The organism is Sphaerisporangium rhizosphaerae (assembly GCF_042665155.1).
In the GTDB taxonomy this organism is placed as follows: Bacteria; Actinomycetota; Actinomycetes; order Streptosporangiales; family Streptosporangiaceae; genus Sphaerisporangium; species Sphaerisporangium rhizosphaerae.
Window position 1 is genome coordinate 54465 of record NZ_JBHTCG010000005.1, and the last position, 22458, is coordinate 76922.

Annotated in this window: 22 protein-coding genes and 1 pseudogene; 12 read left to right on the forward strand and 11 right to left on the reverse strand. The window is 69.1% G+C overall.

What is annotated here, in order from left to right; translation table 11 throughout:
* Positions 1-453 precede the first annotated feature (453 nt).
* Positions 454-1038, forward strand: coding sequence for a DUF1707 SHOCT-like domain-containing protein (locus tag ACFQSB_RS09310; protein WP_380825626.1), 585 nt, complete (start codon positions 454-456; stop codon positions 1036-1038).
* Positions 1039-1175: 137 nt separating this feature from the next.
* Here the strand turns inward: ACFQSB_RS09310 and ACFQSB_RS09315 are convergent, their stop codons facing one another.
* Positions 1176-1931: an alpha/beta hydrolase family protein gene (locus ACFQSB_RS09315; protein WP_380825628.1), complete on the reverse strand. Its 756-nt coding sequence runs from the start codon at positions 1929-1931 to the stop codon at positions 1176-1178.
* A 322-nt stretch (positions 1932-2253) separates the two neighbouring features.
* Between ACFQSB_RS09315 and ACFQSB_RS09320 the strand changes: the two genes are divergently transcribed.
* The 4 genes from ACFQSB_RS09320 to ACFQSB_RS09335 all read left to right on the forward strand — a co-directional run bounded on the left by ACFQSB_RS09320 (position 2254) and on the right by ACFQSB_RS09335 (position 6470).
* A complete protein-coding gene (locus ACFQSB_RS09320) occupies positions 2254-2697 on the forward strand; it encodes a hypothetical protein (RefSeq protein ID WP_380825630.1) in 444 nt (147 codons plus the stop codon).
* A gap of 445 nt (positions 2698-3142) precedes the next feature.
* A complete protein-coding gene (locus tag ACFQSB_RS09325; RefSeq protein WP_380825631.1) occupies positions 3143-3334 on the forward strand; it encodes a DUF6229 family protein in 192 nt (63 codons plus the stop codon).
* 54 nt (positions 3335-3388) lie between these two features.
* On the forward strand, positions 3389-3574 hold the full coding sequence (locus ACFQSB_RS09330) for a DUF6229 family protein (RefSeq protein WP_380825633.1): 186 nt from the start codon (positions 3389-3391) through the stop codon (positions 3572-3574).
* Between the two features lie 19 nt (positions 3575-3593).
* Positions 3594-6470, forward strand: coding sequence for a type 2 lanthipeptide synthetase LanM family protein (locus ACFQSB_RS09335; RefSeq protein ID WP_380825635.1), 2877 nt, complete (start codon positions 3594-3596; stop codon positions 6468-6470).
* A 90-nt stretch (positions 6471-6560) separates the two neighbouring features.
* On the opposite strand, the gene ACFQSB_RS09340 is transcribed toward ACFQSB_RS09335, so the two are convergent.
* The gene (locus ACFQSB_RS09340; protein ID WP_380825637.1) at positions 6561-7259 is read right to left on the reverse strand and encodes an alpha/beta fold hydrolase; all 699 of its coding nucleotides are present in this window, start codon (positions 7257-7259) and stop codon (positions 6561-6563) included.
* Positions 7260-7332: 73 nt separating this feature from the next.
* Here ACFQSB_RS09340 and ACFQSB_RS09345 point away from each other — a divergent pair, with 73 nt between their 5' ends.
* The 3 genes from ACFQSB_RS09345 to ACFQSB_RS09355 all read left to right on the forward strand — a co-directional run bounded on the left by ACFQSB_RS09345 (position 7333) and on the right by ACFQSB_RS09355 (position 10550).
* The gene (locus ACFQSB_RS09345) at positions 7333-8070 is read left to right on the forward strand and encodes a TetR/AcrR family transcriptional regulator (RefSeq protein ID WP_380825638.1); all 738 of its coding nucleotides are present in this window, start codon (positions 7333-7335) and stop codon (positions 8068-8070) included.
* Positions 8071-8175: 105 nt separating this feature from the next.
* On the forward strand, positions 8176-10041 hold the full coding sequence (locus tag ACFQSB_RS09350; protein ID WP_380825641.1) for an alpha/beta hydrolase: 1866 nt from the start codon (positions 8176-8178) through the stop codon (positions 10039-10041).
* 8 nt (positions 10042-10049) lie between these two features.
* Entirely contained in the window at positions 10050-10550 is a 501-nt protein-coding gene (locus tag ACFQSB_RS09355) for a hypothetical protein (protein WP_380825642.1), read from the forward strand.
* Between the two features lie 15 nt (positions 10551-10565).
* Here the strand turns inward: ACFQSB_RS09355 and ACFQSB_RS09360 are convergent, their stop codons facing one another.
* Both ACFQSB_RS09360 and ACFQSB_RS09365 read right to left on the reverse strand, forming a co-directional pair.
* Positions 10566-10766, reverse strand: a complete 201-nt coding sequence (locus ACFQSB_RS09360) for a DUF397 domain-containing protein (RefSeq protein ID WP_380825643.1) — start codon at positions 10764-10766, stop codon at positions 10566-10568.
* 15 nt (positions 10767-10781) lie between these two features.
* Complete coding sequence (locus ACFQSB_RS09365) at positions 10782-11639, reverse strand: helix-turn-helix domain-containing protein (protein WP_380825645.1); 858 nt, start codon at positions 11637-11639, stop codon at positions 10782-10784.
* A 572-nt stretch (positions 11640-12211) separates the two neighbouring features.
* Here ACFQSB_RS09365 and ACFQSB_RS09370 point away from each other — a divergent pair.
* The 3 genes and pseudogenes from ACFQSB_RS09370 to ACFQSB_RS09380 form a co-directional block, all read left to right on the forward strand.
* Positions 12212-12535 (forward strand): annotated as a pseudogene (locus ACFQSB_RS09370) (ATP-binding protein); the annotation flags it as partial.
* 196 nt (positions 12536-12731) lie between these two features.
* Positions 12732-14216 carry an AAA family ATPase gene (locus ACFQSB_RS09375; RefSeq protein WP_380825956.1) on the forward strand — a complete coding sequence of 495 codons (1485 nt, stop codon included), beginning with the start codon at positions 12732-12734 and terminating at the stop codon, positions 14214-14216.
* 290 nt (positions 14217-14506) lie between these two features.
* Positions 14507-16477 carry a DUF998 domain-containing protein gene (locus tag ACFQSB_RS09380; RefSeq protein WP_380825647.1) on the forward strand — a complete coding sequence of 657 codons (1971 nt, stop codon included), beginning with the start codon at positions 14507-14509 and terminating at the stop codon, positions 16475-16477.
* Positions 16478-16566: 89 nt separating this feature from the next.
* On the opposite strand, the gene ACFQSB_RS09385 is transcribed toward ACFQSB_RS09380, so the two are convergent.
* Complete coding sequence (locus ACFQSB_RS09385; RefSeq protein WP_380825648.1) at positions 16567-17064, reverse strand: TetR/AcrR family transcriptional regulator; 498 nt, start codon at positions 17062-17064, stop codon at positions 16567-16569.
* A gap of 170 nt (positions 17065-17234) precedes the next feature.
* Here ACFQSB_RS09385 and ACFQSB_RS09390 point away from each other — a divergent pair, with 170 nt between their 5' ends.
* Positions 17235-17897 (forward strand): methyltransferase domain-containing protein, encoded by a 663-nt coding sequence (locus ACFQSB_RS09390; protein ID WP_380825650.1) that lies wholly within the window; start codon positions 17235-17237, stop codon positions 17895-17897.
* An 8-nt stretch (positions 17898-17905) separates the two neighbouring features.
* Here ACFQSB_RS09390 and ACFQSB_RS09395 read toward each other — a convergent pair whose 3' ends face one another.
* From ACFQSB_RS09395 to ACFQSB_RS09420, 6 genes are all read right to left on the reverse strand, one after another.
* Positions 17906-18181 carry a type II toxin-antitoxin system RelE family toxin gene (locus ACFQSB_RS09395; protein WP_380825651.1) on the reverse strand — a complete coding sequence of 92 codons (276 nt, stop codon included), beginning with the start codon at positions 18179-18181 and terminating at the stop codon, positions 17906-17908.
* Positions 18182-18469: a type II toxin-antitoxin system Phd/YefM family antitoxin gene (locus ACFQSB_RS09400; RefSeq protein WP_380825653.1), complete on the reverse strand. Its 288-nt coding sequence runs from the start codon at positions 18467-18469 to the stop codon at positions 18182-18184.
* Positions 18470-18545: 76 nt separating this feature from the next.
* Positions 18546-19442 (reverse strand): glycosyltransferase family 2 protein, encoded by an 897-nt coding sequence (locus tag ACFQSB_RS09405; protein ID WP_380825655.1) that lies wholly within the window; start codon positions 19440-19442, stop codon positions 18546-18548.
* A gap of 213 nt (positions 19443-19655) precedes the next feature.
* Positions 19656-20435: a CDP-alcohol phosphatidyltransferase family protein gene (locus ACFQSB_RS09410; RefSeq protein ID WP_380825656.1), complete on the reverse strand. Its 780-nt coding sequence runs from the start codon at positions 20433-20435 to the stop codon at positions 19656-19658.
* On the reverse strand, positions 20413-21471 hold the full coding sequence (locus ACFQSB_RS09415) for an iron-containing alcohol dehydrogenase family protein (RefSeq protein ID WP_380825657.1): 1059 nt from the start codon (positions 21469-21471) through the stop codon (positions 20413-20415). The genes ACFQSB_RS09410 and ACFQSB_RS09415 overlap by 23 nt, the downstream gene beginning before the upstream one ends.
* 151 nt (positions 21472-21622) lie before the next feature.
* Entirely contained in the window at positions 21623-22357 is a 735-nt protein-coding gene (locus tag ACFQSB_RS09420) for a phosphocholine cytidylyltransferase family protein (RefSeq protein ID WP_380825658.1), read from the reverse strand.
* Positions 22358-22458 lie beyond the last annotated feature (101 nt).

The following is a 22458-nucleotide window of genomic DNA, read 5'->3' on the forward strand; positions in this document are numbered from 1 at the left end:
TGACCCGCCACACCTCCGCGACGCCATAGCGGCCGTGAAGAACCTCCACGCCGAGCCCGGTGACGCCCGAGACCAGCAGCCGTCGGCGCGACGCTCACCGCTCTGACCCTGATCGCACTCTTGGACATCAAGCACAAGAAAGTCATGAGCCGCGAATCCCGGTAGACCCACCCATGGTCACCGGGGAAACCGGCGGGGCGGGCCGGCGGGACCTTCGTCCGCAGCCGAAGCCACCTCCCGCGATCCCCTTCTCGCGGATGCCCAGCCCGGAGCTCTCCCGGCGACCTCGTTGCCGCCTCCTGTCACAAGGCCGCCCCCCTTGTCGACCGCCACGACGGTCGCGGCCGCCGCGTCGTCGGCGTGGTGAAGGAGAGACCCCCCGTTATGTCTCGTATCGACGCCGAACTCGCCTGAGATCTCCGTATTTCACGGCAAGTTCCCTAGAGTTGAGGCGTGAGCGGAGAGCTAGCACCGCAGTCGCCGGAAATGCGGATGTCCGACGCCGATCGCGAGCGGATCGTCGAGAGACTGCAGACGGCGGTGGGCGAAGGACGGCTGACGGGCGAGGAGTTCGAGCAGCGCCTGAACGGGCTGCTCGCCGCGCGTACCTTCGGCGAGGTCGAGCCGCTCCTGGCCGACCTGCCGGGGGCGCCGCTGACGATGCCGACTCGGGAGCGGGCCGAGCTGCGTACCACGGCGGCCTCGCTGAAACGGCACGGCCGATGGGTGGTGGCTCGGCGGCTCCTCGTCACGGCCAAGGCGGGCTCGGTGAAACTGGACTTCACCGACGCCGTCATCTCCCACCCGGTCGTGGAGATCGACCTCGACGTGGTCGCCGGCTCCACCACGCTGGTGCTCCCGCGCGGCGCCACGGTCGACACCGAGGACGTCGAGATGATGGCGGGCAGCGCCAAGGTGCGCAAGGTGACCCCCTCACCGGTCCCGGGCGACGGCCTGCACTTCGTGGTCCGCGGCAAACAACGCCTCGGCAGCCTCGTCGTCCGCACCCAGCGCCACTTCGGCCCGTGGAAGTGGTGACCGCTCCCCCGAGCCACCGGCCCGCCCCGTAGAACGGGACAGGCCGGCTCCGCCACGACCACCTCCCCGAACAGGCACAGAACCTGCGCAGAACCGGCGCCCGGGCCGATGGCCCGGACGCCGATCGTCCGTACAGGTCAGGCGGATGGCATGACGATCCGCCCGAGATGGCGGGCGAAGAACCGGACCGCGCTGTCGGCCTCGAACCTGGGCAGCTCGGCATGCCTGCCGGGGTTGGCGTGCAGCGTCTTCTCCTTCGAGGCGAAGGCGTCGAACAGCGCCAGACCGGACTGGCGTGGGATGAGCTCGTCGTCCCACTGGAGGAGGAACTCCACGGGAATGGTGATCTGGCGCGCGGTGTCGGCCAGGGAATCGTGCCAGAAGAGACCGAAGACCGCGGCGGCGATCCTGGGCTCGACGGCCGTCAACGGCACTCCGATCGCGGTGCCCATGCTCACGCCGTAGTAGCCGACCGGCCCTTCGGCGCCGATCTCCGGCAGTTCCTGCAGGGCGTCCAGGGTCGCCTGCCATTCGGGCACGGCGCGCTCCGCCAGGTGGGCGTTGTAGCGGGCGACGATCGGACCGGCCGGCTCGCCCGCCGCCGTCGCCCGCCGCATCGCGGCGATCTCACGCTCGTCGGCCGCCGTGCGCGGCCGGTCGCCGTGACCTGGGGCGTCGATGGCGACGACGGTGAAACCACCGTCGGCGACCAGGAGGCGCGCGCGGCCCACCATTCCCGGCGCCTTCTTGTGCATGCCGCCACCGTGGCCCAGCAGAACCAGAGGCGCGCGATCGGAGCCGGCGGCCGGCGACCAGAGCGCGCCGGTGACCTCACCCAGGGTGAAGTCGCGTTCGAGGACACCGTCCGACGATGTCTCCGCAGTGAAACGCACAGAATGCATTGGTGTTGCCTTTCGGGAGTGCCTTGTCGTTACGGCGCTCCCGGCGACACCTACGTCAGTCGCCGACCGTGACGGAAAGTGGGAGCACCCACACAGCTACAGCCTTCACGGGTCTCACCTCCTCACGCGAAATCACGATCCCGCGCACCCTACCAACCACCCCGCCCATAACGCACCCCCTGCCTCGTCGCGAAAGCAGCTCGATCATGGGGATGAGCGGCGGTTAGGCTTGCGAGCGTCTCGCGTCACTTCCCGCTGCTTTCGGCACTCCCACGGAACGGCGACGGAACAGAGCAGAAGCTTGGAGGCGCCCGTGGCGATGCCCAGGAAGGGCTCACGGCTCATCAGCGTCGACGGCACCGCCTTCCGCTGGCGGATCCGGCACAAGCCCACCTACCACCAGGGCAACGACTGGAGTCCCCTCACCGTCACCGTTGAGCAGGCCGAGAAGCCGGGACGTGTGCTCGTGGTGTCACTTCCCTGCGCCCGGCCGGACAACTGGCTCGGACAACGGACGATCGCCGTCCGCCCCGCCCTCGTCGCCGGATGCATCCGGCAAGCCATCGAACAGGGATGGCCCTCCGGGCAACCGGGCTCGGCATTCACCCTCGCCGTCACCGAGGAGGAACTGACCGCACTCCTGGGCGAGCCACCTCGGTACCTGATCCCCTTCCTCTGGGGCATGATCCCCGAAGGCGGGAGCATCAAGGACCTCCCCCGATGCGTCGAACTCCCGAGCCGGGACAAATGGCAATAATTGTCGCCCGCAACATATGGAGAATCTCCGGTACATTGGTGGGAAATGTCGCCGGACGGCCCGTGATCGAGGCTGTTCGCCGCCGTCTGCCGCGCTCCCGAACAGCGGAAACCTTCTCGCGGCCTCCCCTTCCGCAGGAAAGCGGTTCGCTGGTCGTCCCGCACATGGGCGCCGTCGCCGAGGTGGTGGTCAAGTTGCGGGGACGAAACCCCTGACGTGCGCTGTCGTCCCCTTGGTGGGCGTGGGCCGGTGGTGTGGAGGGTGGCCGGTCCGGCTCGCGCGTTCCGGACATCCCGTCGGCGTCTGGCGAGCTCCGTCACCGTCAACGGCGGCTTTCGCCATTTCTGCTGAATGCCGACAAGTCTACATTTCGCCCGCTATGTATTGATTTTTTCGATCGGCTGACTAACGCTGATCGGGATGCCCGGTCATGGAGGGAGTAAGAATGCCTGTCACCCTGGAACGCTCTGAGGAGATCGTCGCCGCGTGGCGCAGCGGAGCCGACGTCGAGGGCTGGGACAACCCGGCCGGTCCGCTGTTCATCGGCGAGTACGCCGAGTCGGAGATCACGCTGACGGCCCTGGACACGCGGAGGCCGAGCTCGTGCACGGGCGCCCACACCGTCGCCTGCTGCTGAGCGCACCCACCCGGTCAATGCCGATCGGGACGCACGGTCACGAAGGGAGTAGCAATGCCTCTCACACTGGATCGCTCTGAGGAGATCGTCTCCGCGTGGCGCAGCGGAGCCGACGTCGAGGGCTGGGACAACCCGGCCGGTCCGCTGTTCATCGGTGACTACGCCGAGTCGGAGATCACGCTGACGGCCCTGGACACCCGGCTGGCGAGCTCGTGCACCTGTAGCCGCTTCTGCTGCTGATCAAGGAAGGATGATCCGAATGGCCGGGGACTTCGACCCGTCGCTGGACTTTTTGACCGCACCGGCGCTGGCCGGGCTGTCCGCCACGCTGGGATCGATCCCCGGCCTCACGGAGGCAGAGGCCCGGCTGATATGCCAGGGAACCGCCGAAGCGCTGGAGGAGACCGTCCGCCTCAAGGTCAACAGGGTCCTGCTGCTGGAACTCAACGCCGCCAGGATCAGCGGAAGGCTGACCGCCGAGACGCCGCGGCTGCGGTGGCAGGAGTGGAAGGCGACGGCCGCGACGCCCGAGTTCTGGCTGTCCCTGACCGGGCACTATCCCACGATGTTGTCCAGGCTCGGCACGATCATCGACAACAGGTGCGCCGCGGCCGTGGAACTGGCCCGCAGGTTCGCCGCCGACCGCGCGGCGCTCACCGCACTGCCCGGCGGTCTCCGAGGCGAGCTGGCCTGCGTCGACTTCGGGGCGGGAGACAGCCATCGCGGAGGGCACAGCGTCGCCGTCCTGCACGGCTCGCAGGGCAAGGTGGTCTACAAGCCCCGGTCCCTCGCCGTGGACGAGGCGCTGGCGCGGCTGATCGACCGCCTGGCACCCCGGCTGCCCGCCGGCAGCCACATCCGGGTACCCGACGTGCTGATTCGCGAGGGGTACGGCTGGGCGGAGCACATCCAGCACCGCTACTGCGCCGACGAGACGGAGCTGCGGTCCTTCTACCGCGGCGTCGGGCACTGGCTGGCGCTGATGCGGCTGATCGGCGGCAGCGACCTGCACATGGAGAACCTCATCGCGGCCGGTCCCGCGCCCGTCGTCGTCGACTGCGAGACGCTGTTCACCCCGCACGTCCCGGCCAAACCGTCCGGATACGGCGACGCCGTCGACCAGGCGACCGACCTGCTCAGCGGATCGGTGCTGCGCACCGGACTCCTTCCCGGACGCGGCGTCTCGCTCGCCTGGCGCGGCGTCGACATGTCCGCCGCCGGAGGCCTGCCTGGCCAGCAGCCGTACACGCAGGTGCCGGTCGTCGTCGACGCGGGCACGGACATGGCGAGATTGGGGATGGAACGGGTCGAGCTGGGAGCGGTGAGCAACCACCCGAGCCCCGATCCGATCCTCGTCCACTACTGGGACCTGGTGCTGTCCGGATTCACCGAGCTGGTCGAGCACCTCGACATGCTGGATCGGCGGGACGAGCTCGCCGGACTGCTCACGGACTTCGCCGACCGTCCGATCCGCGTCGTGCTCCGCGCCACCGAGGCGTACGCAGAGCTGGCCCGCATGTTGTGGCACCCGGCCTCACTGCACGACGAGCCGACCGCGATGGGCAAGGCGGCGGGGTTGCTGGCCCAGCATGCCGAGAACCTGCCCGGCGCGCCATCGGACCCCGAGGTGATCGACGCCGAGGTGGCCGAGTTGCTGGTCGGCGACATCCCCTTCTTCGCCACGACTCCTGCTCGCGGTCGTCTGGACGGCCCTGGCGGAACCTCGTACGGAGACGAGCAGGACCTCATCGCGGACGCGTTGCGGCGCTGGCGCGACCGCGACACGGCCCTGGACCGCGAGGTGATTCGGTCTGCCCTGGTCAGCGCCTACCTCAATGAAGGGTGGATGCCCGCCAACAAACGTATGACCGTACCTCTCATCCGGCACCAGGACCTCGAGCGGCGCCGGCGCCGTATCGCCGCCGGGATCGCCCGCAGCATGCTCGACACGGCGGTCCGCGGCGACGACGACACCGTCACCTGGACCGCGCCGGTGCTCACCTCCGACGGCTGGTTCGTACAGTCGCTGTCTCCCGACGTGTACGGCGGAGCGTACGGGGTCGCCATCACTCTGGCCGCCTACGTGAGCGAGACCGGGCAGGGCAGGGCCGACGAGGTGCCGGGGCTGGACGGGCTGCTCGCCGATCTCCTCCATACGATCAGGCTGGCCGAGGAGCGCGACGCGGAGGCACGCCGCACCGGGCCGCGGCGCCGCCCCGCCACCCCAGGCGGCTATGTCGGCATCGGCTCGCAGATCTGGAGCTGGCTGCTGCTGCGCAGGCTGGGCACCGTCGGCTCGCAGGAGGCGGTCACCCGGGCCGGCGCCCTGGCGGGGCGACTGCCCGAGGCGGTGGCCGCCGACGGGGTGTACGACCTGCTCACCGGCATGGCAGGCGCCATCGTGCCGCTGCTCCGCCTGTCGGAACAGACCGGTGACCGGCAGTGGTCCGCGCACGCCGACCGCATCGGGGAGCGCCTGCTCTCACTGGCCCACATCGACGACCGGGGAGCACGCTGGCCCAGCACCGCGTTCCCACAAGGGTTGGGCGGGGTCTCACACGGCGCCACCGGGATCGCCTGGGCGCTGGCCCGGCTCGCCGACAGCGCCACGGCCGGCGCTGCGGACTTCCGCGCCCTGGCAGACAGGGCCTTTCTGTACGAGGAGTCACTGTACGACCCGGCGGAGAAGGGCTGGCGTGACCTGCGCGAAATGGACGACCATCGCGTGACCTCCAGCGCATGGTGCCACGGAGCCGCCGGCATCGGCCTCGTCGCGGCCGACCGGCTGGCCCGCGAAGATGACCCGCGCTGGACGGACGTGCTGCGCCGGGCCGCCGCGTCGTCCTGGTCGAGAGGCATCGGCTGGAACCACACGCTCTGCCACGGAGACCTCGGCACCTGGGAAGTCGTGCGCCACGCGATCGATGTGGGTGTCGGGCCCGAAGAGCTGACTCCGGAGTACCTCGCCGCGTACATGATCGGCAGCATGGACGAGCACGGCCCGGTGAGCGGCCTTTCACGTGACGCCTTCAGCCCCGGTCTGATGCCGGGAGTGGGCGGCATGCTCTACCAACTACTACGCCTGCACCCCGACACCTCCCTCCCCTCCGTCCTGCTCCCTGACCCGGAGAACTGACGGCCCCGTCTCCTCTCCTGTCCGCCCCGGTTCTTCTTGCGTGGAAGTGCATCGCCGACTGAGGCATGAAGGGGGACCCGGGCCGAAGCATCAGACCGGGAGTCCGAGGACGAGCTCGGCGACCTGCCTGGAGCGGGACAGGAACGGGTGGTGCCCGGCGTCGATCTCCAGTGCCCGACCGGCCCGCTCGGCCTGTGCGCGCTGCAGGGCGGGAGGGGTTCCGTTGTCCCGCGCGCACACCAGATACGTGGAGGGGATCTCCCGCCAGGCCGCCGCTCCAACGGGCTCCGCGGTCGCGGACACGGTCTGGCGTACGAGCCGGGCAAGCCCCTCCATAACGTCCTCTTCGGCACAGTCCTGCATGAACGTTCGCGCCGCGACCTCGCGCCGTACACCGAAGGTCCCGTCCTTGGTCACGTCGAGGTAGGGCGCGGGGGTGTCGCCGCCGAACGAGGCGAGGCTCTCGCCGGCCTCGGGAAGGAAGCTCGCGACGTACAGCAGGTGACGCACCTGCGGCAGCCCGGCCGCCGCTTCGCCGGCGACGACGCCGCCGTAGCTGTGGGCCACCACGACGGCCGGTTCATCGGACGCGGCGAGGTGCGCGCGGACCTCGGCCACGTCGTCGGGCAGGGACGGCCCGCCCTGCCCCGGCGGGCGCCCGGTCTCTCCACAGCTCGGCAGCGGCGGGGCCGTGCTGGTGATCCCGCCGTCCTCCAGGTGGCCGGCCGCGCGACGCCACCACCACGCCCCGTCCCGTACGCACGCTCCATGGACGAACACGACTCGCACGGTTGTCTCCCATCGCCGGTCATCGCTGTCGCACAATAAATGTAACGACTATTACGCGAAATGGGTGTGGAGAATGGGCAGACGTCCCCAGCGGGAGATCAGGGAGCGCCTCCTGGCCGCCTGCACCGAGCACGTGCTCGCCCATGGCCTGGCGTCCGGGCTCCCGGCAATGGCGGCCACCGCGGCCACCTCTCCGCGCATGCTCGTCTACCATTTCGGGACCCGGGAACGGCTACTCCGCGAAGTGCTGGAGGAGGCGCGGCGGCGCCAACTCCAGCTGTTCCACCGAGCCCTCTCCCCGCAGGATGAGCCGTACGAGCAGACCCTCGCCCGCGCCTGGGTGAGGTTCACCGGCCCTGAGGGGGCGCCGTTCCTGCGCCTGTTCGGCACGGTCCATGACGATCCCGGCCTCTGGCCGGAGTTCCGTCAGGCCGCCACCACCGACTGGCTGCCGGTCCTGGAACAGGGCCTTCGGGCACGCCACGGAGACGACGCCCCCGCGCTTGCGACCACCGCTCTGGCGGTCATACGCGGCCTCCTCCTCGACCGCGACGCCACCGGCGACATCATCCGCACCGACACGGCCTTCACCACCTTCCTCCGCCTTCTCACCCCCACCAGGGCCGAAGGAGACGGAGACCCCTCCGGAAACACCGCCCGAGCCGGGGCGCCCCCTGCGCGTGGAGGCCCTTCAGAGAAAGGGCCTCCCGCCTGGGCCGTTCAACGCCAGAGCCCTGCTTCCTCCCCCTCGCCCTGTAGTGACCCTCCTCCGCCATCGGGGCTGGGCACCGACATCACTGCGACCCTCTGACGCGGAAATGGCGCGCCCATAATCACTAATCCGACATTTGCCTTCTCTGCCAATTAAGCAGAGGATCTTGTCTTAAGTCCGGCGGTCATGTGATGCTGACTCGCTGTGGCGACGGGGGTTACCGAACTTCAAGGGGTTCTGTCGCGGGTCGCGCGACTGGCCGAGGAGAACGCCTCCGCGCTGGACTCGTGCGCCCGCTGCATGTCGGCCAGCGCCTGGGTCGGCGGAGGCGCACCCGCCTTCGCCAAGGCCCTGTCCGGGCAGCGCCTCACCTTGCAGCGCGCGTTCGAGGCGGCGGCCCACGGCGTCGTCGACCGCATCCGCCAGGCGGGCGGCCAGGCGTCCTATCCCTCGTTCACCACCTCGGCCAGCGCCCTCAGCGCGGCCGGGCACGGTGACTTCGCGGGCATGAACGTCGACGCCATGACCCGTATGGTCGCCGACCTCCAGCAGGCGGGTCAGAACCTCCCCCTCGCCGGTCGGCGGCTCGCCGCCGAACTGGCCCCCCTCTGCCTGCCCGCCCAGGCCGCCCACCAGGTCACCGGCGCCGGCGCCTGGGCCGAGGAGCAGTCCCGCGACCTGCGATCACGCTTGGCCATGCTCCAGAAGGAACAGGAGTCGGGCATGGCCACCCGCGCGATGGCGGCCTTCGGCCTGTTCGGCGCCCACGCGCCCGATCCCGCCGGGACTGACGAGCTCCTGGCCGCCGCGGCCACCGGCGACCCGGCCGCTCTGAGAGCGCTGCTGGCCCTCCAGCACACCGCCGAAGACCCCTCGCTCGCCGCCCGGGTCAACGTATGGTGGCGGCAACTCGGCACGGTCGCCCAGAACCGGCTCCTCACCGCGTCCCCCGACCTCGTCGGCAACCTGAACGGCCTCCCGACCACCGTCCGCGACCAGGCGAACCGCACCACCCTCACCACCCAGGAGAAAACGATCACAGCCGAGCTCGCCCGCCTCACCGCCCTCGGCACAGCCGGCGACAAGATCGAACTACTTCGCCTGAAACTGGACCAGATCAAAGCCGTGAAGCAGAGCCTCCAACTCGGCGCCCAGAACGGCCGCGCCGCCGCGTTCCTGATCAGCCTGGAATTGGGCGGCCTCGGCAAGACCGCCATCTCCTTCGGCAACCCCGACGAGGCCGACAACATCGTCACCTACGTCCCCGGAACCGGCAGCACCCTCGCCGGTATCCCTGGTGACGCCAAACGAGCGGCGGTGTTGTGGGACCGGGCGAATTCCACCGCTCAGGAGGGAAAGCAGGTCGCGTCCATGGTGTGGCTCGGTTACGAGGCACCACAGTGGGGCGCGACGCTGGATCCTCAACACTCGGTCGCGCTGCCGATAGCAGCGTTGCGGGGAGCCCCGGAGCTTGCCAGTTTCACCGACGGGTTACGCGCGTCTCACCAGCCCGACTCCGACGTCAGATCGACCATGCTCGGGCACAGCTACGGCTCGCTGTTGACCGGTGTGGCCGCTCGCCTCCGACCCGGCCTCTTCGCCGACCAACTCATCTTCATCGGTAGTCCGGGAGTGGAGGCGCTTCGTGCCAAGGATCTGCACGTGAAGCAGGTCTGGGTCGGCGAAGCGCCGAACGATCCGGTCGGCGATATAGGCCATGTCAACCCAAGCCTGGCGGGCATTGTGGCCGGACTCGGGCCTTTCGGCAGCGATCCGAGCAGCCCGCAGTTCGGTGCCAAGAAGTTCTACGTCGAAGAAACCTCCGATCCCGCCTACACCTTCAAGGGGCATTCCAGCTATTGGGACTTCCAATCGATGTCTCTGCAGAATATGGGATATCTGGTCAACGGCCAGTACGACGACCTGCTCTCGCCACCCTCTACGGTGACAACGGTGACGCCGCCACCGCCGACCGGGCCGCCAACACCAGCGCCAGAGCCAACGGCCACGTCACGCACCACGACGCCCAGCCCACGCCCGCTTACAGCCCCCCTGCGGCCAGGAGACTAGGAGATCAGATGGCACGGCTCATGGCAGTCGTCGTCGCCGTTGCCGCTCTTGTCGCGGGCTGCACACAAGGAGAGGGCATGCCAAGTTCCGCCATGACTCAGGATCAGGCCGTGGCTCGGGTCGAGCAACTCATCCATGACACAGCCGCCACGCTCACTCCGACACCCCGCCTCGACCTCTATCGTCCCAGCCTCAACGTGCAGAACTGCCTTGAGCCGACTGACGGAGGCTCGGAAGATCGCATCATCATTAATCGGACGTATTTCCTGCGCGATATCCCCAAGGCGAAGGTTTCTGCGGTTGCGGGTCAGGTCCAGGCGTACTGGAAGCGACAGGGCCACCTCATCCAGGCGGTGTCGAAGACCGGAACGAGCATTTCCGGGCGCTCCCAGCCTGACGACTTCTTGCTGTCCCTGAGCCTGACCGGAGATGACGTACTGACTCTGGGAGCCGGCTCGCCCTGCATCTGGCCGAGCGGCACTCCGGACCCTACCGCTCAAGCCTCCTGACGCCTCGGCCACGGATCAACTGATCGTTCGAGACTTGACGCCGGTGATGAACGCCTGCCATCCGATCCGGGGAAGACAGAGCACGCCCCCACCGGGTTGCTTGCTATCGCGAACGGCGATACCACCACCATCCAGAGCGGCGACCTCGACGCAGTTCTCGCCCTGTCCGCTGAACGTGCTCTTGCGCCACGTGAGATCGGCTCTCGTCTCAGCCACCTGGCGTCGCCTCCTTCAGCTGCGCAGCAGTGGTCGATCGCTGAGGGTGGTCATGTGGCGAAGGGACTCCTCCGCTGTCATCGCTGCCGCGACAATACGGTTATAGATGAGCGTGTAGGCCTGTACTTGCTCAACCTTCTCTAACCACAGGCTTTCAGTCGCAGTCTCCAGGTAAACCAGGCTCGGATCAAGTGCGCTCGAGAAGTCGAGGATGACGAACGCTCCCTGCAACGCGGCGTGCGCACCCACGGAGTCGGGAAGGATCTGGATGGTTATGTTCGGTCTCTTCGCCATCAGGACGAGATGTTCAAGCTGCCGGGCCATGACGTCTTCTCCACCGACGGACTTCCTCAGAGCCGCCTCATCGATCACTGCCCAGAATTGAGGCGGCGCCTGGCGATCAAGAATGCCTTGACGGGCACAGCGTGCTTCGACACGGCGCTGGACCGCCGCCTCATCGAGCACCTGTCCTGCATGAAAGATCGCCTTCGCATAGTCAGGCGTCTGCAGAAGACCCGGGACAAGCGCCAACTCGAAGCTGCGGATCTGGGTCGCCTCCGCCTCGAAGCCGGGCAGGCTGCCGCCGAAGATGTCTTTGTACTGAGCCCACCACCCCTTCTCGCGTGACTGCCGGGCGAGGTTCAGGATGGCTTCGCACACCTCAGGGTCGGTCACACCGTAGAGGTTGAGCAGTGCTCTGATGTTGCCGAGGTCGGGACGGGTCCAGCGGTTCTGCTCCATGTGACTCAGCCGGCCACGCGACCACTCCAAGCTCTTGGTGACCTCCTCGACCGTCATGCCCGCTTGTTCGCGCATGCGTACCAACTCGGCGCTGAGCCGTCTGCGCCTGACGGTCGGACTTCCGGGGATCATGCGTCGCCTCCGCACACGTGGGGTGACCGAATCATACGCCTGAGTAAGCGAGGCCAAGGAACTTTAGTCAATCGAAGATTTCGCTTGATACTTCGAGCAATCAACGCCACCATGGTCCCAATCTCACGCCGAGTAAGTGCTCAGTTACTCACAACTTGGACCGAAGGCTCCATTGGTTCAAAACCGGCATCCATTACGGACCATTCATCGGGGGTGGCGAAATGGCGACTAAAGGGCGACATCGACACGGACTGGTCACCACGCAGCCTGTACTTGTGAATTGGGATCTGACCGAACAAGCCATGGGCGCGCAAATCGACCAGCTTGAACCGGCATGGGTCGTTTGGTACGGGGTGGGGAGTCGGCGGTTCTATGCGGTTGCCACCTGGGCGGCTCCCGGGCCGCTGATGGTGGAGGCCCGATCGGCCGACGAGCTGCGCGATCTCATGCGTGAGGCCGAAGTAACCTCGCTGACCTCAGATGACACCGATCCACGGCCCAAGGTCCGGTGGCGGCCGACGAACCCGCGCCGGACACCGAAACTCACCGCGCTCTCTCCCCAAGGAGCCTCGATGATCGAGACACCCGACGGTCTGCGCACCGTCAGCTGGGACCTGCCACACGAGTTGGCGGCGGTGGGCCGGGCGCGGCACATGGCGAGCGAGATGCTCGCCGCGTGGGCCCTCGCCCATCTCGCCGACGACGTGGTGCTCGTGATCGGGGAACTACTGGGGAACGCCATCTCCCACGGGGCACCGCCGATCCGTCTGTCCCTGTGGTCCACGGCCGGCGAGCTGAGCGTACGCGTCACCGATCACGGCCCTGGCGCCCCCCGACAGCTCGATCTGGGGCTCGACGCCGACCACGGGCGCGGTCTGCCGATCGTCGCCGCGCTGGCCGGCGACTACGGCGTCCTCCCCTGGCCGACGGCCCGGGCAAGACGGTATGGGCACGCTGGCACACCCGTCCCGCTCCCCCTAATGAGACGTGTAGCCACGAAAGCGCGATCCCCTGCCGTAGCGGCCCGCACGACCTCAGTTGCTGAAGTACAGTTCAGTGGGCTGTGGTTCAGTGTCGAGGTGATGACAGTTGGTGGAGAAGCCGGGGCGCGTCTTCGGGCGGGACTGGGAGTGGGAGGCGCTGAGCGAGTTCGCCACCGGCACTCAGGCCGAGGTGGCGTTCGGCGTGGTCAGCGGCCGGCGGCGGCAGGGGAAGACGTTCCTGCTGCGGTCGCTGGCCGAGGCGCTGGGCGGCTTCTACTTCGAGGCGACCGAGGGGACCGACGTCGAGTTGCTGCGCCTGTTCGGCATGGCGCTCGCCCGGCACACCGGATCCCCGGTCGGATACCCCTTCGCGGACTGGCGGGACGCGCTCACTTTCTTCTTCTCGTTGCCGAAAGATCGGCCGATGCCGCTGGTGATCGACGAGTTCCCGTACCTGATGAAGGCCAACCCGGCCATCCCGTCCATCCTCAAGCAGGAGATCGACCTGCGTGGGCGCACTCATGGGGGCAGCAGTAACGCGCGCGTCCTCATCTGCGGCTCGGCGCTGTCGGTCATGGGCAAGGTTCTGGCGGGGCAGGCGCCGCTGCGGGGGCGTGCGCGTCTGGAGCTCCTCGTCCAGTCGTTGCCGTACCGCGAGGCCGCCGAGTTCTGGGGGGTGTCCGATCCCCGGCTGGCCGTGATGCTGCACGCGATCGTCGGCGGCACCCCGGCCTACCGGGACGAGTTCGTGGCGGGCGACCGTCCGGCCTCGGTGGACGACTTCGACGCCTGGGTGGCGCGCACGGTGCTGAACCGGCGCACGTCCCTGTTCCGCGAAGGGCGCTATCTGCTGGCCGAGGAGCCGGCCATCCGCGACCCGGCCCTGTACCACTCGGTCCTGGCGGCGGTCGCGGACGGTAACAGCACCTGGGGCGGCATAGCGGGTCACATCGGGTACAAGTCGGCGGACATCGCGCATCCACTCAACGTCCTGGAAGACTGCGGTCTTCTCGTGAAGGAGAAGGACGCCTTCCGGAGCGGGCGGACGCGCTACCGCATCGCCGAGCCGCTGGTCACGTTCTACCAGGCGATCATGCGGCCCGAATGGACCGACCTGAGCCTCGGTCTGGCCGAGGAGGTCTGGGGCCGGTCACGCCAGCGCTTCCTGTCCAAGGTCATGGGCCCGCACTTCGAGATCCTCTGCCGGGAGTACGCCCTTCGTTACGGGCGGCACCACTTCGGCGAGGGAGGCATCGGCGAGGTCACCTCCGGGACGGTGGCCGATCAGAGCGGCAGGTCGCAGATCGACGTGGACGTCGTCGTGCTCGGCGTTCCCTATCCGGGCGAGCCGCGAGTGATCAAGTCGCTTGGCGAGGCCAAGTGGGACAAGGTCATGGACCTGCGGCACCTCGGCAGGCTGCGCCGGGCGCGCGACCTGCTGGCTGCCAAGGGGTATGAGACCGAGAACACGGTGCTCGCCTGCTACAGCGGCGCCGGCTTCGACGAAGCCCTCCGCGCCGAGGCCCATGACGATCCGGGCGTGCTGCTCGTGGACATCCCCGTGCTCTATGGCATGAGCCGGGCCGGCTTCTAGCGCTCGGCCCAGGCCCACCCGGTCGAATAAGCGCTTGGCCCCGCCCGTCGATGCTCACGGCCGTCGTGGAACCTCGCAGAAGCCCGCCGCTGGGATGCCTCACAGGCGGCTCGTCAACGATGGTTGACGGCGAAGAGCGCGTCAATGTACGTTGACAGCCAGATGGGGCGGACCGGCACCAGGGCGTCCGTCTCGATGGAGCGAATCGGAGGTGGGTCATGACAGTCCGACCGGAACCGAACGGCGCCGGGGCCGTCGATGGGGACGCGTCACCAGGCGGGGTGGTCGCGATGAGGCCGCCCGTCCTGCGGGCCCTGTTATGGGGCGGCGTGATCGCCGGGCCGCTGTTCGTCGCGGCGTTCGTCATCGAAGGAGCGACCAGGGCCGGCTACGACGCCCTGCGCCATCCCGTCAGCTCGCTGGCGCTCGGCGAGTACGGCTGGACGCAGGATCTCAACTTCATCGTGGCCGGGCTGCTGACCCTCGGATTCGCCGTCGCGCTATGGCGTGAACTCCGCGGCGGCGGGTCCGGCACCGCCGGGCAGGTGCGGCGGGGCGCCACCTGGGGGCCGATCCTGATCGGGGTCTGGGCGGTCCACCTGATCACCGTGGGGTTCTTCGTGACCGATCCGGTCAGCGGCTACCCGCGGGGAACTCCCGACCGGCTCACCGGGTACGCCACCACGCACGGCGCGATCCACGACCTGGCGGCGATTCCCGGCTTCCTCTGCCTGGGAGCGGCCTTCCTGGTGTTCGCCGTCCGGTTCGCCCGGCAACGGGCGTTCGGCCGGGCCGCCTACTCGGTGATCACCTTCGTCGTCTTCGTGACCGCCTTCATGCTCGCCAACGCGGCTTTCGGCCAGACCGAGGGCCTGGTGCGGTACGGAGGCCTGTTCCAGCGCATCGCCGTCGTCACCGGCTGGCTCTGGCTCACCCTTCTCGCCGCCCACCGCATCTCCGGCAAGGTAGGGAATACCCTACGCGCACTGGGGTGGCGGCGTGATCGCGGGCGCCGTACGGCCGTCCCTAGGGTCGAACGCATGAAATGGATCGGAAAGACGACGGCCGTCGGCCTGGCGGCGGCGATGGTGCTGACGGGAGCGTTGCCCGTGTTCGCCGCTCCGGACACCGAGCGCGGACAGGTGGTGTCGGTCACGCGGTTGGGGACGTTGTCCGCGCGGCAGGTGGCCGCCGCGTTGAAGGGTGACCAGGGCGGCGCGTGGGACACCCGGAAGGTCCGGTACGGAGTGGAGACCTACCGGGTGGTGTACCGGACGGTGGACGCCTCAGGGCGGCGGACCACCGCCAGCGGCCTGGTGGCGTTGCCGCGCAACGGCGAGCGCCGCCTGCGTGCGGTGTCGTTCACCCATGGCACCGAGTTGTTCAAGGGCGACGCCCCTTCGACCACGAAGGAGGTCTGGGGGCGGGCTCCGGCGCTGACGTACGCCTCCGCCGGGATGGCCGCCGTGGCCCCCGACTACCTGGGCCTCGGCAAGGGGCCGGGGCCGCACCCGTGGATGGACGTGCCCTCCGAGACGACCGCCTCCCTGGACATGCTGCGCGCGGCCCGCCGGTTCGCGTCGGAGTCGGGCAGGCAACTGCGACGCGAGGTGCTGGTCACGGGTTTCTCGCAGGGAGCCTCCGCGGCGCTCGGACTGGCCAGGGCGTTGCAAACCGGAACCGACCCATGGTTCAGGCTGGGAGCGGTCGCGCCGGTCAGCGGCGCCTACGCGTTCAGGGACACCGAACTGCCCGCACTGCTGAAGGGCAGGACGGACACGAAGGCGGGCGTGATCTACGCGGCGCTCACCTTCGTGGCGTTCAACCGGCTGCACCACCTGTACGACTCGCCGAGCGAGGTGTTCCGGGCGCCGTACGACCGCCGGATGGAAAAGCTGCTGGACGGCTCGCACACCGGCCTTGAGGTGGTCAAGGGCACGCCGAACACCATCGACGCGCTGCTGACGCCACGAGGCCGGGCCGCACTGGCGCACCCGACCGGCCGGCTGGCCGACGCCCTGCGGGTGGTGGACGGCGTGTGCGCGTGGAAGCCCAAGGCCCCGATCAGGCTGTACGTCGCGAAGGGCGACGAACAGGCGGTGAGCGCCAACAGCCCCCGCTGCCGGGCCATGCTGCGAGCACACGGAGCCACCGCTCCGCTGGTCGATCTCGGAACGCCCGAGTACGGCGGCTCCCGGCACCTGGGCTCGCAGCAGGCGGCCACCGCGGCGCTGGTCCGCTGGTTCACCTCCCTCCCCTGACAGGCTCGGCCGTCCGCGAGTCGTGGGATCGTCGCCGAGTCCGAGGGCGACCTGGATCCGCGAAGAGGGACGAGTTCGGCCGGGGCGTGTCATCGGGCCGGGGGCACGGGGTCGTCGAGGGTGATGGCGGCGTGGAAGGCGGCGTCGAGATCGGCGGGGGTGGCGGTGATATCGCCGTCGATCCAGGCGCGCAGGAGTGCCATGAACGCGCCCACGACGCAGATCGCCAGCATGTCGAGCGTGGCCGAGGGCGCGCGACCGGCGGCGACGAGCTCGTCCTTGACCACGGAGGCGAGCACGTGCTCGGCGCGGGCCACCATCGGGCCGCCGCCGCGCCTGCCCAGCAGGGCTCGGAGGAGACGCCGATGCTCCAGCGCGTGCTCGAACATCGGCAGGCTGAATTCGAACAGTCGCCCCGGCCGGTCGGCAGGTTCGGGACGCAGGAAATCGAGTTCCTCGAAATTGCTGAACAGCACGTCCTGCTTGTCGGTGAAGTGCGCGTAGAAGGTGGAACGGCCGACGTCCGCGCGGTCGATGATGTCGGTGACGGTGACGGCGTCGTACCCCTTCTCCAGGATGAGCGCCACCACGGCCTCCTGGACAGCGCGCCGGGTGCGCCGGACCCGCCGGTCTTCGGACACTTTCCGCCCCCTGTTCGGTACGGCACAGTCCGGGCGATCTGCTGGTTGACGCCTCCACTATAGCGAACGCACTATTCATTACTGAACAACTCGTTCAGTAATGAGGGAGAACCACCATGGGTCTCGGAAGACTGCTCCACGATCACACCGAGCACACGGACGAGGGCGGCACCATCGACCGTCCGCGCGCGTACGAGTTCTTCGTCACGATCGGCTACCTCGGCGGCCGGCGTGCCGCCTTCACCCGCGTCGCGGCGGCGGGCAGGCCGAGGGCGGGTGACCGTGTTCTGGACGTCGGCTGCGGCACCGGGTACCTGAGCCGGCTGCTGGCGCCGGTCGTCGGACCCGGCGGGCACGTCACGGGCCTCGACCCCTCCCCCGCCATGGTCGAGTACGCGCGCCGCCGGGCGCCGGGCAACTGCGACTACGTCGTGGGCGGGGGTCAGGACCTGCCGTTCCCGGACGGCTCGTTCGACCTGGTGGTCTCCAGCCTCGCCGTCCACCACATCCCGATCGGCGACCGCCCGGAGGCGTTACGGCAGATGTTCCGTGTGTTGCGGCCGGGCGGGCGGTTGCTCATCGCCGAGTTCCGGCCGCCGACCGGCCGCCTGGCGGGCCACCTGATCGGCCTGCTCACCGCCTCGGCCATGCGGCACAGCCCGGCCGAACTGCTCGGGACGCTCATCCCCGACGCCGGTTTCCGGGTCGAGTCCCAGGGGGACCTGCCGGCGATGATGTACCACGTGCGCGCGGTACGACCGCACCGAGCGGACACCTGAGCGGACGATCAAGGACGGTACGCGTCCCGGCGATGCTTGACGGTGTAGATGGTGACCGCGCGCTTGTCCTCGTCAATGCGGTACACAACGCGATAAGTACCGCGTCGAGCGACATGCAGACCTTCATACGGCTCCTGAAGGGGCTTCCCCACGCGCCACGGCTCGCGTGCCATCGCACCGTTGATCAGTTCCCATGCAGCGGCCGCGACGACCTCAGGAAGACCCGATGTGAGCGCGCGTCGCGCCGGTGGGGTCAGGAGAATGGCATACCGGTCCTGCTCCACTCACGCACTCGCCTTGCCCAGGCGAGCCGCCATGATCGCGGCCATCTCGTCTTCAGTGGTCAGATCACCACGGGCCTCGGCGGCCGACGCCTCGACGACTTCGGATCGCATCTCGGGGTCCGCGAGAATCTCCAACGTCTCCTGGAGGGATTCCCACTCGGCGACGGACAGGATCACCGCATGCGGACGACCGTTCCGCGTGAGGGTGAAGTGGTCGTGTTCCCGCGCAGCCCGGTCCGCCAACTCGGTCAACCGGTCCTTGGCCTCGCTGATCGGTATGAGCTCCATGCAGTCCATGGTATCTCGATAGCCGGAATACCGGCCAAGGACTCAGCTACCAGACGGTGCCGAGAGCCGGGAAGGGTCAGACGATGGGGGGGCGGCCGAGGCGGAGCATGCGCCAGGCGGTGCGCCACGCCATGGGGCGGCGCTCACCGGCCGGCTCGCGCAGGCCCTCCTTGAAACCGCGGAACCAGGACTTGATCGCCACCGAGGACCGCTCGCGCACGAGCGTCAGCAGCATCCAGTCGAGCAGGTAGAGGGCCGCGAGCGCCCACGGGAGGTTGCGGCGGGCCAGCCAGACCCGGTTGCGGGCGTTCAGCCGGTAGAAGTCGGCGTGGCGGGTCGGCGGCACCTGCGGGTGATACATGACGGCGTCGGCGTCGTACTCGATGCGGTAACCCTCGCCGAGCAGGCGCCAGGCCAGGTCGGTCTCTTCGTGGGCGTAGAAGAAACGCCCTGGCAGGCCGCCGACCTGCAGGAAGGCCGAACGCCTGATCGCACAGGCCCCGCCGAGGAACGTGGTCACCGGCGAGGAGCGCTGCGGGTCGCCGGCCCGCAGCCGCGGGACGTGGCGCCGCTGGCCGACGCCGCCCTCGGGGTCCATCACCCGGAAGGAGATGACCGCGAGGTCGGGCTCGGCGGCGAAGCGCTCGCGGACGTGCGCCGCCACCTTGTCGTCGGCGTACCAGCCGTCGTCGTCGAGGAACAGCACGACGTCGCCGGTGCACTCGCGCACGCCGTAGTTGCGTCCCTCGGGGATGCCGACGTTGTGCGGGATGCGCACGGTGCGGACCGTGGCCGAGCCGTTCGGGATCACGGCCAGCTCGGGCACGTCGGCCCCGTTGCCCACGACGATGACCTCGACGTCGCCGTCGGTCTGCGTGAGCGCGGACTCGACCGCGCGGTCGAGCTCGGCGACGCGGTTGCCCATGGTGAGAACGACACACGAGATCTTCAACGCGTCATCGCCTCGACGCATGGAGAACGCATTGGGTCATGTTCACCGAGTCTGTGTGAGCGGGCCATCTTGGGTGTCGACGGGTACTGCGAAATAAGCGTATCGGAACTGTCGGCGAACCCCCGCCAAACAGTGGCGGTGAGTCCGGTGACGGCTCTTGACAGAGATACGACGCCGATGGGCCGCCGCCGGTTCCGATGCTTTCGCATCTCGCGCGAGCGGCCCCGGCTCATCTCAGGCCAGCCGCCTCGACGCCAGGATGCTGACGAGGTGCAGGACGGTCTGCAGCACGGCGAACACGACGCAGGCCACGGTGAGCACCTGGGTGGCCGTGAGGCCGCCCGCGACCGTTCCCCACACCGCGTCCACCACCGCGGCGATCACGACGAGGATCGACAGCTCGACCGCCTGGATCACCCGGTGGAAGCGCAGCGCCGCGGCGACCTTGCGTGCCGCGCCGAGCCGGCGCGACTGGAAGTGCTCGGCCGCGGCCTCGGTAGTGGCCGAAAGCCCCGAGCGCGCCCGGGCGACGTCCACCAGGTCGGTCTCGGACTTGATCAGGATGGCGCCGAGGGCGGCGGCGAACCCGAGCACGGTGTACCAGTCGGGAAGCGTCTCGGAGGCGCGGAAGCCGAGCCCGATCAGCAGGGCCGCCTCGGCGAAGTAGTGGCCCACCCGGTCGAGGTAGACGCCGGTGATGGACGTGCGGTGCGTCCACCGGGCCAGCTCGCCGTCGGAGCAGTCGAGCAGCAGGTAGACCTGGATGAGCACCGCGGCCGCGATCGCCGCCCACAGGCCCGGCAGCGCCAGGACGACCCCGGCGAGCAGGCCAGAGACGATCATGAGACCGGTGACCTGGTTCGGCGAGATGGGCGTGCGGGCCAGCGCCCAGGTCACGTAGATCGACAGCTTCCGCATGTAGAGCGCGCCGGCCCAGTGCTCGCCCGAGTTGCGGTCCATGGTGGTCTGCGGCTGCGCGACCGCGCGCAGCTCAATGACCGACGGCCCGGACATATTCCTCCACCCGGTCGCGCACCTCGGCCTCGGACAGGCGCAGGTGCTCAAGAATCGTGTACCGCCCGGGACGGGTCGACGGAGCCAGCATCACCGCGGCGGTGAACTGCTCGGCCGTCAGACCGACGTCGGAGGGGGTCACCGGCAGGCCGTGACGGCGCAGGCAGCCGGTGACCTGCGACAGCCGGTGCTCGTCCTCCCGCAGGAAGAAGCAGAAGGCCGCTCCGACCCCGGCGAGCTCGCCGTGGTTGGAGGTGCCTGGATAGAGCTGGTCCACGGCATGAAGGATCTCATGATCCCCACCGCTGCTGGGACGCGAGGACCCGGCGACGACCATCGACATGCCGGACAGGATCAGCGACTCGGCCAGGACCGTCAGGAACGCGTCGGACTCGACCGAGTCCACCCGTCCCAGCACGGCCTCGGCGCTGGTGCGCGCCATCGAGACCGCCAGGCCGTCGATGGGCTCGCCGCGCTCGACGCTGCCGAGCTGCCAGTCGTCGATGGCCGACAGGTTGCTGATCACGTCGCCGACGCCCGACCGCACGAGCGCCGGAGGGGCGCCGTGGACGAAGTCGAGGTCGACGAGGATCGCCAGCGGCATCGGCACGCCGAACGACCCCTTGCCGCTCTCGTGCTCCAGCGAGGAGACCGGGGAGCAGATGCCGTCATGGGAGAGGTTCGTGGCGACGGCGACCATCGGGATGCCGGCCAGCGACGCGGCGTACTTGGTCACGTCGATCGTCTTGCCGCCGCCGATGCCGACCACGGCCTCGTAGGCGCCCTTGCGCAGGTCGGCGCCCAGCGACACGGCGGAGTCCACCGACCCGTCGGGGACGCGGAACACCTCGGCGTCGCACAGCGTCGGCGCGATCAACCCGGAGATGTGGGCGCCCTGCCCGGCTCCGACGGCCACGGCGACCCGTCCGGAGGTGGCCACCCGGCTGTCGGCGAGCAGCGCGCCGAGCTCGGCGACCGCGCCGCGGCGGACCTCCATGGTCAGCGGGGCCATGAGCATGCGTGCTAGAAGCGGCATCGCGGCTCCCGCCCTCTCGCTGCCCCCGCCGACCTCGCCCCGGCCGGCCGGGCACCCGTCGACCGAGGTCCCGTCGACCGAGCGTCCGGCGACCAGGCGCCGGCCGTCGTCGTGCCGCGGGCCGGCGGCCGGGTGACCGCCGGCGGCTCGGCTAGTAGGTGCACGCGATCTCCCTGGCCCGGGCGAGGTCGTCGTGGTTGTCCACTTCCACCCAGTCGACCTTGCCGATGGGCGCGACGGCGATCTTCTCGCCCCTGGCGACCATCTCGCCGTACCCGTCCTCGTAGTACAGCTGCGGGTCGCGCTCGAAGGTGGCCTTCAGCGCGTCGGCGAGGCGCTCGGCCGCCGCGGGCCGGATGAGCGTGGCGCCGATGTACTCGCCGAACGCCTCGGCGGGGTCCATCAGCTTGGTGATGCGCGCCAGGTGGCCGCCCTCGTCGAGGGTGACCTTCATCTCCTCGTCGGCCAGCCGCTTGACGTCGTCGACGGCGAGGAGGATGTCGCTGGTCGCGGGCGCGGACAGCAGCGTGCGCTCGACCGAGACGGGGTGGACGGTGTCGCCGTTCACCAGCAGCGCGCCGTCGGCGAAGTGGTCGCGCGCGCACCAGAGGGAGTAGGCGTTGTTCCACTCCTCGGCCTTGTCGTTGTGCACGAGGGTGAGCTTCACGTCATGCCGCCGCTCGAGCTCGGCCTTGCGGTCGTGGACCGCCTGGGCCGCGTAGCCGACGATCACCACGACATCGCGCAGGTCGACCGCCGCGAGATTCCGCAGGGCGATGTCGAGGATCGTGGTCTCTCCGTCGACCGGCACGAGCGCCTTGGGCAGCGTGTCGGTGTACGGCCGCAGGCGCCGCCCGGCCCCGGCGGCCAGTACCATTCCCAGCAACGTGCACTCCTCTATCAGGCCAGCATGTGTAGGCCAAAGGTTAGTTGCCTGGGGGTGGTGATCGTGTAATCCGGAGTTCACCTATTCCGTTACCCGACCAA